The organism is Bacteroidia bacterium (assembly GCA_040880525.1).
Classification (GTDB): Bacteria; Bacteroidota; Bacteroidia; order CAILMK01; family JBBDIG01; genus JBBDIG01.
The window spans coordinates 1-13,234 of record JBBDIG010000009.1; the positions used below are offsets into that span (position 1 = coordinate 1).

General features: G+C 44.5%; 12 protein-coding genes and 2 tRNA genes. 5 read left to right on the plus strand and 9 right to left on the minus strand.

Annotated features, from left to right (window positions below; all coding sequences use genetic code 11):
* Positions 1-275: 275 nt before the first annotated feature.
* From WD077_01510 to WD077_01535, 6 genes are all read right to left on the minus strand, one after another.
* Complete coding sequence (locus WD077_01510; protein MEX0965888.1) at positions 276-416, minus strand: hypothetical protein; 141 nt, start codon at positions 414-416, stop codon at positions 276-278.
* A gap of 208 nt (positions 417-624) precedes the next feature.
* Positions 625-975 carry a Coq4 family protein gene (locus WD077_01515; protein MEX0965889.1) on the minus strand — a complete coding sequence of 117 codons (351 nt, stop codon included), beginning with the start codon at positions 973-975 and terminating at the stop codon, positions 625-627.
* An 854-nt stretch (positions 976-1,829) separates the two neighbouring features.
* A complete protein-coding gene (locus tag WD077_01520) occupies positions 1,830-2,561 on the minus strand; it encodes a methyltransferase (GenBank protein ID MEX0965890.1) in 732 nt (243 codons plus the stop codon).
* A gap of 56 nt (positions 2,562-2,617) precedes the next feature.
* Positions 2,618-3,547, minus strand: a complete 930-nt coding sequence (locus WD077_01525; GenBank protein MEX0965891.1) for a hypothetical protein — start codon at positions 3,545-3,547, stop codon at positions 2,618-2,620.
* 161 nt (positions 3,548-3,708) lie between these two features.
* A complete protein-coding gene (locus tag WD077_01530) occupies positions 3,709-3,960 on the minus strand; it encodes an AAA family ATPase (protein ID MEX0965892.1) in 252 nt (83 codons plus the stop codon).
* A 98-nt stretch (positions 3,961-4,058) separates the two neighbouring features.
* Positions 4,059-6,014 (minus strand): ABC-F family ATP-binding cassette domain-containing protein, encoded by a 1,956-nt coding sequence (locus WD077_01535; GenBank protein ID MEX0965893.1) that lies wholly within the window; start codon positions 6,012-6,014, stop codon positions 4,059-4,061.
* Positions 6,015-6,168: 154 nt separating this feature from the next.
* Here WD077_01535 and WD077_01540 point away from each other — a divergent pair, with 154 nt between their 5' ends.
* The 4 genes from WD077_01540 (at position 6,169) to WD077_01555 (ending at position 10,707) form a co-directional block, all read left to right on the plus strand.
* A complete protein-coding gene (locus WD077_01540; protein MEX0965894.1) occupies positions 6,169-8,502 on the plus strand; it encodes a TonB-dependent receptor in 2,334 nt (777 codons plus the stop codon).
* 4 nt (positions 8,503-8,506) lie between these two features.
* Complete coding sequence (locus WD077_01545) at positions 8,507-9,364, plus strand: DUF4249 family protein (GenBank protein MEX0965895.1); 858 nt, start codon at positions 8,507-8,509, stop codon at positions 9,362-9,364.
* 3 nt (positions 9,365-9,367) lie between these two features.
* The gene (locus tag WD077_01550; GenBank protein MEX0965896.1) at positions 9,368-10,048 is read left to right on the plus strand and encodes a hypothetical protein; all 681 of its coding nucleotides are present in this window, start codon (positions 9,368-9,370) and stop codon (positions 10,046-10,048) included.
* Between the two features lie 236 nt (positions 10,049-10,284).
* A complete protein-coding gene (locus WD077_01555) occupies positions 10,285-10,707 on the plus strand; it encodes an Hsp20/alpha crystallin family protein (protein ID MEX0965897.1) in 423 nt (140 codons plus the stop codon).
* 372 nt (positions 10,708-11,079) lie between these two features.
* On the opposite strand, the gene WD077_01560 is transcribed toward WD077_01555, so the two are convergent.
* The 3 genes from WD077_01560 to WD077_01570 form a co-directional block, all read right to left on the minus strand.
* Complete coding sequence (locus WD077_01560; protein MEX0965898.1) at positions 11,080-11,436, minus strand: hypothetical protein; 357 nt, start codon at positions 11,434-11,436, stop codon at positions 11,080-11,082.
* A 262-nt stretch (positions 11,437-11,698) separates the two neighbouring features.
* A tRNA-Leu gene (locus tag WD077_01565) sits at positions 11,699-11,781 on the minus strand.
* A 72-nt stretch (positions 11,782-11,853) separates the two neighbouring features.
* Positions 11,854-11,927: transfer RNA gene (locus tag WD077_01570), tRNA-Arg, on the minus strand.
* Positions 11,928-12,080: 153 nt separating this feature from the next.
* Between WD077_01570 and WD077_01575 the strand changes: the two genes are divergently transcribed.
* On the plus strand, positions 12,081-13,070 hold the full coding sequence (locus WD077_01575; GenBank protein MEX0965899.1) for a YihY/virulence factor BrkB family protein: 990 nt from the start codon (positions 12,081-12,083) through the stop codon (positions 13,068-13,070).
* Positions 13,071-13,234 lie beyond the last annotated feature (164 nt).

The following is a 13,234-nucleotide window of genomic DNA, read 5'->3' on the forward strand; positions in this document are numbered from 1 at the left end:
GTACCATTGCTCCGCCTGAAGTGCCATTCCAGCCTTCATTTTCTCCTTTCCAGATGGTTTCGCCACAGCGGTTGTAGATCGAGAGTTGGCCCGTGGCCGGACTTATCCGGCTGGAAAGCCGAATTAATGTAGGTCCCAATTGCATTGGGACAAGCCCGGCAACGGGCTACCATGGCTGGATGACTCCGCTCTCCTACCCGGCCCTGATATTCCGCTGTCGTGGAATTGTCCGATAACAAATCGGACCTACATGAGCAACTGTTCCGTCCCAGCCTTCATTTTCTCCTTTCCAGATGGTTTCGCCACAGCGGTTGTAAATCGAGAGTTCCCCGCTCCCCGCTCTCGCTCGCCTCTGGCGAGTGTGAACTATCCCCAGGCGTCCCGCCTACGGTGATTGCAATAATTGTTTCATCCATTCACAAAAGTTGAAGCTACCGCACCACCGTCACATTTCCTTTAAAGAAATGCGGGGCGGCAGTATCGTCCTTTTTCTTCGTTTCTCAACGCTACAGCAGGTCAATTACAATCATACCTCTACCTCCGGAATAATTTACTGATGATTAACCCTCCAAGAGTATCAAAACTCTTGGAGGGTTGGGACGGGACGGATAAGGAATTTCAGGTTTATTCTTTCTCAAATATCATCCTCCGTATTTTTTCAGTTTCAGCACCCAATAATTCCTGAAAATCCCAGTCATGAAATTTGTTAGCGTTTTTGCCCGTGCAAAATGCCCGGTAGAAATCTTTCCAGTATTCTGGGTAAAAAGCCGCGGAAACAAACGTGCAGGCAACATAAGGAAGAGACCACCTTCCGTTTCCCAACGGAACAAACTGGATACAGGCTTCATCTTTTATTGTAGTTCCATAATTAAATAAGACATGGTAAACATCATGAAACTCTGCCATTGGAATCACTTCCAGGTTATGCCGTTTCAGGAAAATGCCTACATCCCTGCCCAAGGTACCTTCAGGCATTTTGCTCAATGATTCAACCGTGACATTCCAAGGTTTTCTGTTTCTCCTCATGTACAGGTATAGCGGACGTAATCCGTAAGCAATTTTCCAAGATAGCTTTTCCCGGAAAGATTGTTTATTTTTAAGTTTTAATGTTGACATACGAAAGCGTTGTTATTTGTTGTATTCATAGTCAAATTATCTGAAAGTACTTTGAGCTACAAAGTGATGTGGCAAATTTTTTTAGCGTTTTAAAAGCGTCATTCAAGTCCAGCAGAACGAACTGTTATCGCTGCTTTGCATTCCCCGTATAAGGTGTTGGGAAGTTGCAGCGTTTTCAACGCCAAGCAACCGATCGCAATCTGGTGATTCCGGAAAGTGATACAAATCCCGGGGGCATGTTCCAATAAGCTTTTTACCTCTGCCGAAGCGTATAGGCAATATGCTTCCTGATTTAAAGTGATCATAAAAGTACTTTGTGTTGCAAAGTAAAGTAAAGTAAAAGATTTGAAAGAAGGTTGTATCGTGGAGAAATAATTTATTGGTCTCTTTTCCCGCAGATGCTTCCGCCAGGCCAATAAAACGGACACCTTCCGAGGTGAGCAAATGGCTAAATTTTACCTTCGCTCCAGCTCAATGATGTTTGATATCATAATAAGTCAGGTTGTAGCCGACTATTTTACTATGATTAATAAAAATATGTCAACAAATAAAGCGAGATATTTTGGTTATTTCAATCAACTCGAAAGTAATTGATTTGACGTTGGTGATCCAGGAAAGACGCTTTAAAGTTCAAGTGAAAGTGCTTTAAAAGAATTACGCAGTGATATCCACTAAATATTAAAATCCCGAAAAGACAAGCGCTATCCAGATTCTCACTCTGCCGGACCCAATGCGCCCGGAAAATGAAACGCCTTTGTCATCTCAATATATTGTCCGGTATAATGCGCAGGATTGCCTTCGCGGATAACGATCATTTCTTCCGCAACTGCCTGCGGGTCTTTGCTGAATTCCAGGAGCATTCGATTGGGAGGATGCGAAGTGGTCGGCTTTACGAGTGCCTTTTTTAGGAGGTGAAGGGGAGATACTTCTGCAAGACCGATAAAATGGACGGCTTCTGTAGTGGGTAGCACCAGGCAGATTCGGCCTTTGGCTGAAAGCAGTAAAAGACTAAAGTGCAGCAGATCGCACAACGGAAGCCGATCATCGTGGCGGGCCGTGGCACGATGCAGCTTCTGTGGCTTCAGCGAATTGCGGAAGTAAGGTGGATTGCTGATGATGAGGTCAAAATGATTGTGGTTTGTTTTGGCAAATTCCTGCAATGATATTTGCGATACAGCAATTTGCGAGGGCCATTTGCTTTGCTTCACATTCAGCCGGGCCAGCTCTGCCGCCTTTTCGCTAACGTCAATGGCTGCGATATTGACAGTGGTTTTCTGCGCCATCATTAATGCCAGCGCTCCGGTGCCGGTTCCCACATCCAGGATGGAGCGCGCCTCAAGGGGTTGCACCCAGGCGCCCAGCAGCATCGTATCCGTCCCCAGCGGGAAGACCTCCGCATTCTGCTGCAAATCGAATTCTCTGAATCTGAATATTATTTCCGCCAATTCATTTTATTAAACAGAGGTGCTAATTATTAAAATAACACAAAACAGAAAATACCTTATATATTCTTAGCCATATTTCTTATATCCTTTGCCTTGAGATTGCGACCGGAACCTGCATGTTCAGAATACATTACCTCACCGGTAGCAGAATTAATAATACTTAATGTCTTTTGAAACTGGCTTTTGGTATACATAAGATAATAAAAAGGATTCGTATCTTTTAGTATCCGGTCATTAAGTTCTTTTATAGAAACAATTTCATAATCATAAACATAGTCCTTCATTAATTCCCCTGCCGTTAGCTTATCCGATTCGCTGTCAGTGAATTCATTAAACTTAATAAGCACATAATCCGGAATATAGAGCTTTTCATTCCTTAGTACTTTTAGCTTTTCTTTATTAATTATTTTATCTTTTAATGTTATTTCCTTTTTAGCAGTAAATCCCTGGTTTATTTGTTGAATATAGTTTTTTAAATAACCCTTATCCCAGTTTCGCACACGGCCACCCAGATCAGCATCTTGCCGGAAGAGTTCGTATTGTGCATCTACAAGGTTATGATCAGGGAACATTTGTATTCTGGCCACCGGCCTGATGTCTTTCTCTGAAAATTTTTTATTTCGCATAAAGAACCTGTCCCGTGGATACCAAAGCGAAAGGTACAGGTAAACATAAGAACCCCTGCGATAGGAGTCCAGCTCCCAGCGGAACGTAAGAAATGTAACGTTCCTGCCAAATACCTTACTCATATCCTCCTTACAAATAAAATCAAGCCTCGTAAAAGTCCAGTATTTCCTGTAAATCCTTTTATATTCTTTGGCAATTTCCGAGTCTGGATCGTTCATTACCACGTAGGTAACTCCACCCTGCAATTCCGGTATTTTCTCTACGTTTGATATTAATACTTGCGCATCTGAATTTACCGCTATAAATCCGAGAAATATGATTAATACGATCAATTTCAGAAGGTTTAATCTTTTGCTCATCGTCATTTAAATTTGGTTTGTGACTGCAATATCCGCATTTAAGCACTTCCCTCCAAATGCGCTTTAGCTATGGATGCTTAGCCACCAATTAAATCCACTCTTTCAATTGTTGGAATGGGGCGCTGTAACGCTGCTCTATCGCTTTTAACCATTCAGATATTTCAGGTAATTGAGTGAGTGAAGATGTGCCAATAGAAAAAGTTTCGATTGTCATTAAAGCGTACTAAATCCCCAAGATAAACAGGTTCATTTAGCAGATATGGCGCAGAGAACAAAGCCAGCGCCTCAAGAATATTTGACTTCCCCACATTAGGCCGCCCAATAAAAAGGTTGATCCGTTTGCACCGCAGCTTCATCTCCTTTATGGATTTGAAGTTTCTGATCTCAAGTTCAGTAATGAAATTCTTATTCACCTCCACGGCTACTATTGTTTCGTTCGGATGTCAAAAGTAGATATTTAGAAGCTTCTCTTTTTTAACGTGATCATTGAATCTTAAATCTTTACGCATTTTCACACTTCCCGTTTCTTCTCTTCAAATTTCTCGAATTCTTCCTGCGCTTCGGTCCATTCATTCATGGCGGCTTCCAGGCGGGCTTTCAGCTTATCGTACTGTGTAAAAGTATCGTGGCTCATGGTCTTGAACTTGGCGGGATCGGCCATGTCGGCTTCGTGGCTGGCGATGGATTTTTCCAGTTTTGCCACTTCCTTTTCCAGGTCTTGTACCTGTTTGCGCCATTTGCGCTGTTCGCGGTCCAACTCTTTTTTTGCCTCGTAGCGGGCTTTGTTGTCAACCGGCTCATTTACAGGGGCAGCGGCCTTTTTTTCATCCGCCTGCCGGCCAAGCTCATCCAGGGTTTCCAGCTTCTTTTTGCGCAGGAATTCATACACATCACCCGGAAATTCGCGGGTTTTCTGATCCTTGAACTCCACCACCTTTTGCGTCAGCCCTTTCAGGAAATCACGGTCGTGGGAAACGAGGATGAGAGTACCGGTATAGTTCTGTAGCGCCTGCTTCAGCACATCCTTGCTACGCATGTCGAGGTGGTTGGTAGGTTCGTCCAGGATAAGGAGGTTAACCGGTTGCAGTAGCAGGCGCGCCAATGCCAGGCGGGAGCGTTCGCCTCCACTCAGCACCTTCACTTTCTTGTCCACATCCTCACCGCTGAAGAGAAATGCTCCCAGCAAGCTGCGGACTTTCAGGCGCATTTCTCCGGTCGCTGCATTGTCAATTACCTGGAATGCAGTCAGGTCCTGGGGCAGGCGGTCGGCTTCGTCCTGGGCATAGAATCCGAGCGACACATTGTGGCCAGGTTTCATAGTGCCCTCAAAATTTTCGCGGCCTCCGATGATTCGCGACATGGTGGATTTCCCTTCGCCATTTTTTCCTACAAACGCCACCTTTTCCCCTCTGTGTATCTCCATTGAAACGTGGTCCAGCACAAGGTTATCATCATATCGTTTGCTCAGGTCTTTTACGTCCACCACCACGAGCCCGGATCGTGGCGCATCCGGAAAACGGAACTTTATAGAAGAAGTATCCTCTTCATCTAGCGTAATGCGCTCAATTTTATCCAGTTGCTTTATCCGGCTCTGAACCAGCGTGGCCTTTGTATTCTTGGCCCGGAATCGCTCAATGAATTTCTCGGATTGTTTTATCTGTTTCTGCTGGTTTTCATAAGAAGATTGCAGTTGTTCCCTGCGTTCCTGCCGTAATTCCATGTAGCGGCTATAGTTGGAAGGATAGTCGAAAACGCTGCCGTTGCTGATCTCAATAGTGCGGTTGGTGAGATTATCCAGGAATGCCCTGTCGTGCGACACGAGGAATACGGCTCCGACATACGATTTCAGGAATTCCTCAAGCCATTGGATGGACTCAAGGTCTAAGTGGTTGGTCGGTTCATCCAGAAGAATGACGTCAGGCTGCCGGAGCAGGATCTTGGCCAGCTCTATCCGCATCCGCCATCCACCGCTGAAGGTGCTTGTGGGAGCGTCAAAATCACTGCGCTCAAATCCAAGCCCCGTCAGCACTTTTTCCGTTTCACCTTCAATGCCGTGCCCGCCAAGCATGGTGTAGCGCTCGTTGGCTTCATGCTGTTTGTTCAGCAACTCCAGGTATTCAGCCGATTCGTGATCCTGCCGGTGGGCCACTTCATCCGCCAGCGCATCAATGGTTTTTTCAAGTGCTTTTAACTCAGCAAAAGCCGAAAGCGCTTCCTCATAAACGGTCTTTCCTTCCTGATGTACCATCTGCTGAGGCAGGTATCCGATCTTCCTCCCACGTGGTAATACCACCTCTCCCACGTCCGGCACATGCTCACCGGCCATGATCTTGAGTAGCGTGGATTTCCCCGCACCGTTGCGGCCCACAAGACCAATGCGTTCACGAGCGTTTACTGTAAAAGAAACATCATCGAATAGAATGCGGTCAGCAAAAATGACCGCCAGTTCAGAGGCAGTTAATAACATGGTGCAAAGGTAAAGACGCTAAAGCCGGAATTGGCTATCGACTGTTAGCTGTTGGCGATTGGCCGTTGGCAATGAGGACGCCATGAGGTCGCTCAGAAAAGTAATTTTTGCCTAAGGCTGTATATTACCTTTGTCGCTCTTTCCACCATATCCTATGAAACTATTTGCGGGGAGTTTACTGCTCCTGTTTTGCCTCCTACCTTTTAATGGGAATGCCCAGAAATACACGCTTAGCGGATACATTAAAGATTCCACCAGTGGCGAAGCGCTGATTGGTTCAACCGTTTATCTGCCCCGCCAGGAGACAGGTGCTGCCGCCAATGCCTATGGTTATTACTCTATTACATTGCCGGCCGACACGCTGGATATGGTGGTCAGCTATGTGGGCTATGAAAGCCTGGCGAAGCGGATAATCCTGGATCGCAACCGCACGCTCAATATTTCTCTCATTCCGCAGGCCACTATGCTGAAAGCAGCGGTTGTAACGGATAAAAAGTCGCGGGAAAATGTAGAGGCACCAAAAATGAGCACTATCGAGGTGAGCGTGGAAACCGTAAAGGAAATGCCTACAATTGGTGGGGAGAAAGACGTGCTGAAAACATTGCAGTTACTGCCGGGCGTACAAAGCGGCAATGAAGGATCGGCTGGCTTTTACGTGCGCGGTGGCGGCCCCGACCAGAACATGATCATGCTTGATGAAGCTGTGGTTTACAATCCGTTTCACCTCTTTGGTTTCTTCAGCATTTTCAACCCGGATGCGCTGCGGAACATCACCCTCATTAAAGGAGGGTTTCCGGCCAGGTATGGTGGCAGGCTCTCTTCCATCCTGGACATGAGCATGAAGGAGGGCAACTTGAAGGAATACCATGCGGAGGGAGGCATTGGCCTGATTGCATCGCGCATTACGGCTGAAGGGCCGATCGTTAAAGATAAATCATCCTTCATGGTGAGTGGCAGGCGCACCTATGCTGATGCCGTGGTGCGGCCATTTTTACCGAAGGGAGAGGATGGTGCCTATTATTTTTATGATGTAAATGGAAAGGTTAATTATAAATTTTCTGATAAAGACCGCATCTACCTTAGCGGGTATCATGGAAAGGATATTTTCTTTACTAAATTAACAGATGATGATTTCAAACTACGCTATCAGGTGGACTGGGGCAACAATACCGGCACCCTGCGCTGGAACCATATTTTTACTCAAAAGCTCTTTTCAAACACCTCTCTAATTTATAATGATTACGGTTTTCGGGTCAATTCAGAATTTGATTCAATTAACGTGGGACTTTTTTCCGGCATCCGGGACATCACCCTTAAATCAGATTTTGATTATTTTCCAAATACCCGGAACAAATTAACTTTTGGTTTTAATTTCTCCCTGCACCGGTTTATTCCACAGGCCATCAAAGGCAGTAAGGAAGAAATTGAGGAGGAACTTGGGATCCTGTTCCCGCCTGATCAGGTTAAGAATGTAAACGAATCGGCAGTTTATGTTAATGATGAAATTATAATTTCTGATGATTTGGCTATAAGCCTGGGTGTGCGAATTCCTTGGTTTAATTATAAAAGCACCAATTATTGGAGCGTGGAGCCGCGGGTAACGGGAAAGTACAGCCTTTCGGCCAATTCCTCCTTAAAGGCTAGCTATACGGTGATGAACCAGTACCTGCACCTGGTGAGCAGTTCCTCCATTTCCATTCCGCTTGATTTGTGGGTGCCCAGCAGCGATATTGTAAAACCGCAAATTGCACAACAGGCGGCCGTTGGGTATTTTCAGAATTTCTTTGACAATAAATACGAAGCAAGTGTAGAGCTTTATTATAAGGATATGCGAAACCAAATAGAATACAGGCCTGGTGCGAATGTATTCTTCAATGATAATATTGATGAGGAATTTATCTTTGGGAAAGGTTGGAGTTATGGCGGTGAGTTCTTTTTCAGGAGGCGGGAGGGGCGGCTCAATGGCTGGGTAGGCTATACGCTGGCATGGTCCGAGCGGAAATTCCCTGATGTGAACCGGGGGCTTACGTTTCCGGCCAAGTATGACCGAAGGCATGATCTATCTGTAGTGGCATTTTATAATTTCTCTAAAAAGTGGAGCTTCTCTGCAGTCTTTGTTTATGGAAGCGGGCATTGGGTTACTTTTCCAAAAGGAAGCTACACATTGCCTGTAAATGGTTGGCAGGATAATAATTCGTGGTGGATGAATGCCTATCCGGGTGGATCTTTTAATCACTATGAAGGAAGGAACAACCAACGGCTTAGGGCGTACAACCGCCTGGATGTTGGGCTTAAATATACCGTCCCTGACAGCAAGTGGGATTCAGAATGGCGTCTGGATATATATAATTTATACAGCCGAAGGAATGCTTATTTTATTTATCCGGTTAAAGAAAAAAACCCGAACAACAACCTCACAAGAACCTATGCCCGGCAAGTTTCCCTTTTTCCAATGATCCCTTCTATCAGTTATAATTTTAAATTTTAGAAAAATGAGAATTCTTAATATTTGTTTCTTTATTTCAACTCTGTTTTTTTATGCCTGCCAGGAAACCATCGAGATTCCTTATGAGGACTATGATGAAAAAATTGTAGTGTATTGCATGCTGGAGCCAGGGAAACCGCCCCAGGCCAATATCATGGAGAGCAAGGGGTTGGACACACCAGACGAATTGCAGGGTTCGGTTGTTTTTTTAAATGATGCAGTAGTTACCTTATTTGAAGGCACCACTGCTCATCCAATGTATTTGGTAAAAGGGGTTGAGCAGTTGCCCGATGGTGGAGATACTTATTACTTTACAGACACTGGTGTAACTATTGAGATTGGTAAAAGCTACCGTTTGGAAGTGATGCAGGGCGGCAGGCTGGTAAGTGGTGAAACTTATGTCCCGGCCCAGGTCCCGGTTACTTCGGTAACCCATGATGTGGTGAGCATTGATTACGAGGATCCTTCTGGTTATATTAGCGGTACAATAAGGATTAAATATTTCTTTGATAATCCTGCAGGAATAGGGGACAATTTTGAAGTAGTAAATTTTAACGATGTTTCATTTAGCCTAAGCAATTATGATGTTGAAAGTATTTTGCGCGATTCAATCCAGGAAAGGCACGAGAATGAGGTGCTGTATTATTTCTCTTCACAAGCCCATGAGGTACAGCTAATCGCTTACACGATAAATTATCCAAAAACCACTGCGGATTTCATAGAATCCCTGGCCAGTGCGAAATACTCCGGGCAAGATCCCTTTTCTGAGGTGAGTGAAGTGGTGTCCACCATCAGTGGTGGAATTGGGCTATTTGGTGCAAGGACGGTCAGCGATACCACTACCTGGGATCTTAAATTGAAATAGAAGATGCGAACACTCATTATTTTAGGATTAATTTTATGCATGGCCGGCACACTAGCAGGGCAAACGCAAGCGGACACCGTGAAGAAGCGGATCATTTATTTAAATGCAGGGATTGATTTTAAAGTAGCTGGAATTTCAGCACAAGTAAACCGGGAGTTCAGTGGAGAATATCTGATTGGCTCCTCCCCTCCCGAATGGGAATGGCGAGAGCGGTCGTTCTCCAAATCGGACTTTATGGATAATTATAAAGTTAAAATGTATGGCTTTCATATTTCGCTTTCGCCAATTAAAGCGGTTACTGCCGGGCTTTCCTACCGTGGGGTTTTATTGAAAAAGCAATGGGATGTGCCTGCGGGTTTCTTTATGATTACCGGTACACTGGCCTATAACCATTACTTTAAAAGTGCCCCGGGGTTGTTTATTACTTTAGGCGGTGCAGGTGGCAGCTTTCAGGGTACTGATGCCGGGACAGGGCGCGAGATGTATTTTTCAGCAAGGCCAGGCATTGGGTACAGGATAGCCGACCGTTTTACGTTTATGGCCAACTACAACCACGACTGGATGCTCTACCGTTACCATCCCGAACCATATTATTATGACAAAAGGCAAATGGACAATGCAACCTGGCAATTTTCCTACGTCAGCCTCACGTTGGAATATCATTTCCACCTCATCCCGGACTAAAAGTCCCGGGGGCGTTTCCTTCATTCTGTCACCTATAGCCTTTGATTTTTGCAAAAGCGTCAGTGCTGTCAGTGAATTTTTTTCAGGATTTCTGCCAATAAATCTTTTGTACTGACAAAATTTAGCCTCTGGTTGCTCCAATTTAGTGTTTGCAAATTATTTGATTAAGTGGGTTTATCAATGATTTTATTCAATTTGATAAACGTAACTTAAACCAATAAAAACAGGAGGTTATTATGGCACTTGTTAGATTTAATGAAATGGACGCGATCCCCGGATCTTTCAGCACTATGCTGGACAGGTTTTTTGAAGATGCAGTAAAAACCAAGGATGGCAATTTCCGTCCCCAGGTTGATGTATCAGAGACCGAAGATCAATATGAGATTGCTGTTTCTGTACCCGGTCTGAAGAAAGAGGAGTTTAATGTTGAGGTGCAGCAAAATTCCCTGGTCATCAGCGGAGAGCGGAAGTTCGTTCGTCAGGAAAATAAAAAGCATCATGTGGTGGAATCGCATTATGGTTCTTTCTACCGGATGTTCACCTTGCCTGATGACATAAAAGCAGACAGTATTGATGCTTCTTATGAAGGTGGCATTTTGAATATTGCAATTCCCAAAGACAAGGAAAAAACTGCCACTAAGCAGATAAAGGTGAAATAAGGGAAACCGGCTAATTAATTCAAATTAAGAAGGGAAAGTTCCGGAAGGGCTTTCCCTTTTTTTTTGATATTAAAATAATAAACATATGCCCAGGAGGAGCTTGTAGCTGAATTAACCTCTGCCTTCATCTGTGCTTCTCTCGGATTTTCAAAGATCATTACCAACAATACCGGCTATTTGAAGGATTGGCTTAAGGTGGTATTGAAGAATGATCACCGTTTCATCTTTAAAGCAAGTAGTCACGCTGTAAAAGCAAGTGAATACATTTTATCCCAAACGGGTAGTAGTCTTGCGCACTTACCACATCTGCCAGATAATAGTCAATCCTTTCATTCCCACTGGTATCCTGAGGCAATTTTCTGTCTGTGACCACTACGAGTACGTTCCCCAAAGATTGGTCAATTCATACAGTCTTTGACCCCTACAGCGCCTGAAATGAGTGGTATCGGTAACCGTTGTTCCTGAATCCAAATAAGTAATGTCTGTAAGCGTTCCTTCTTCTGCGTCAAATATACCTTTATAGTGGAACCACTTCAGCGTAAGGCTGTCGTGCTTGTAAGCGCCAAGCCGAGAAGATCCGTACATGTTGTGCTCTTTCAAATGATAATTTTCTGTAACGTACAACGTGCCATTCAGCCCTAATCGTTCAATCAGTTCATCATAATCGGTAAAGGTACCAGTTACGGTATTGCCAGTTTGATACGTTGATTCTCTTTCGCACTGCTGCATCTCTAATGTTTGTACTTCCTGATCATGGCGGTTAAAGGTACGAGTTACACTGCATAATCTTCCATTGGCATTCCAGATTATTCCGTTAAACTCGCACCAGCAAAGGCTTTATCCAGAAATAATAAGGATTAGTGCTATTCCTTTGGTTTAAAAGATAAACCTGTAATGATAATGAAAGACTTTGAAGCGCATTGTACCCCACCTCCACATAAAAAAAACCCGTTGCGAATATTCGATTCATAACGGGTTTAATTAAAAAGCGTGCCCAGGGCGGGACTCGAACCCGCACGACCAGAGGCCACCACCCCCTCAAGATGGCGTGTATACCAATTTCACCACCTGGGCAATTCAGTGATCCCATCAGGACTTCCCGACAAAAAACCGGGATAAACTTCTCGTCTGATGATCTCACCTTCGTGATCCCATCAGGACTCGAACCTGAAACCTACTGCTTAGAAGGCAGTTGCTCTATCCGGTTGAGCTATGGGACCAAATCCTTCATCCGGTAGTTTACTACCTGAAAAAAGAGGTGCAAAGATAATTGTTCTTCTGAAAAAATCAGGGTGAACATTCACTTTTCAGGCAGAGCTAATCAAAACTTTCACCAGGAAAAATCATTATAGCTGTTGAATAAAAGAAGAAATATGGCTTTAGGAAGATTTCACATCAGCCATTTATGGAGCCTGCTGAAAGAAACTTATATTGAATGGAACGAGGATGAACCTTTCAGGCTGAGTGCCGTGGTGGCCTATTATGCAATTCTATCACTTCCTGCGCTGCTGGTTATCATCATTGCTGTAGCGGGGACGATATTCGGGCCTGATGCCATAAAAGGAGAGATTGCCGGACAAGTGAGCGATATAGTAGGTTCCGAAGCCGCAAAGCAAACCGAAACAATGATCGCAGAAGCAAGCATGAGCGAGCGAACGGTTACTGCCACCATCATTGGCATTGGTACGCTGATCTTTGGCGCAACAGGTGTTTTCTTTCACTTACAGAAATCACTGAATGAAATTTGGGGCGTAAAATCCCAGCCCAAGCGTGCATTCCTCGGCCTGCTGCGCGACCGTGCATTTTCCTTTGGAATGGTCATGGTCATTGCATTTCTCCTCCTGATCTCTCTTATTGTTTCTGCTGCCCTCTCCGCGCTGAGCAATTGGATCGTAAGCCAGCTTCCGGGATGGACTATTTATTTTTTCAGGTTCATTGATCTTATAATCTCCCTCGGCATCATCACCATCCTTTTTGCCTTGATATTTAAAGTATTGCCAGACGTGAAAATAAAATGGCGGGATGTCTGGACGGGAGCCGTTGTGACTTCCGTGCTGTTTGTAGCCGGCAAATTTGCCTTAGGTCTCTATTTCAGCGAGGCCGATCCCGGATCAGCCTATGGTGCGGCAGGCTCTGTCATCGTAATTCTGATCTGGATCTCTTATGCCTGCCTGATCCTTTTCTTTGGGGCAGAATTCACACAGGTTTACGCCCGCAGATATGGCGATCGGATTGAGCCTGCCGACTATGCAGTGCGTACGGCAGACTATTTCACCAACCGCAGAGACCGCATCCTGGATCGCGAAGCCAAACGAAAGAATAAGATACAGGAAATTCGACTCAGGAAAAAAAAGGATCAATAACTCTTATAGGCAATCAATGCTTACCACACATCAGGTACAGGACAAGAAAAATATTTTAATTCTAATTATTGATTTATTAAAATAGAAACTAAATTTTAACATTAAAATAATTACAGTTTAAAATTAATGCAAAAGGCCGTCTCGACTTAATGTCTGAAACGGCC

What these genes read in the sequence shown, in the direction of transcription:
- WD077_01540 (MEX0965894.1), top strand. Translation starts at nt 6,169, where the DNA reads ATGAAACTATTTGCGGGGAGTTTACTGCTCCTGTTTTGCCTCCTACCT.
- WD077_01525 (MEX0965891.1), bottom strand. Translation starts at nt 3,547, where the DNA reads ATGAGCAAAAGATTAAACCTTCTGAAATTGATCGTATTAATCATATTT.
- WD077_01560 (MEX0965898.1), bottom strand. Translation starts at nt 11,436, where the DNA reads ATGCAGCAGTGCGAAAGAGAATCAACGTATCAAACTGGCAATACCGTA.
- WD077_01545 (MEX0965895.1), top strand. Translation starts at nt 8,507, where the DNA reads ATGAGAATTCTTAATATTTGTTTCTTTATTTCAACTCTGTTTTTTTAT.
- WD077_01575 (MEX0965899.1), top strand. Translation starts at nt 12,081, where the DNA reads ATGGCTTTAGGAAGATTTCACATCAGCCATTTATGGAGCCTGCTGAAA.
- WD077_01555 (MEX0965897.1), top strand. Translation starts at nt 10,285, where the DNA reads ATGGCACTTGTTAGATTTAATGAAATGGACGCGATCCCCGGATCTTTC.
- WD077_01535 (MEX0965893.1), bottom strand. Translation starts at nt 6,014, where the DNA reads ATGTTATTAACTGCCTCTGAACTGGCGGTCATTTTTGCTGACCGCATT.
- WD077_01515 (MEX0965889.1), bottom strand. Translation starts at nt 975, where the DNA reads ATGCCTGAAGGTACCTTGGGCAGGGATGTAGGCATTTTCCTGAAACGG.
- WD077_01510 (MEX0965888.1), bottom strand. Translation starts at nt 416, where the DNA reads ATGGATGAAACAATTATTGCAATCACCGTAGGCGGGACGCCTGGGGAT.
- WD077_01550 (MEX0965896.1), top strand. Translation starts at nt 9,368, where the DNA reads ATGCGAACACTCATTATTTTAGGATTAATTTTATGCATGGCCGGCACA.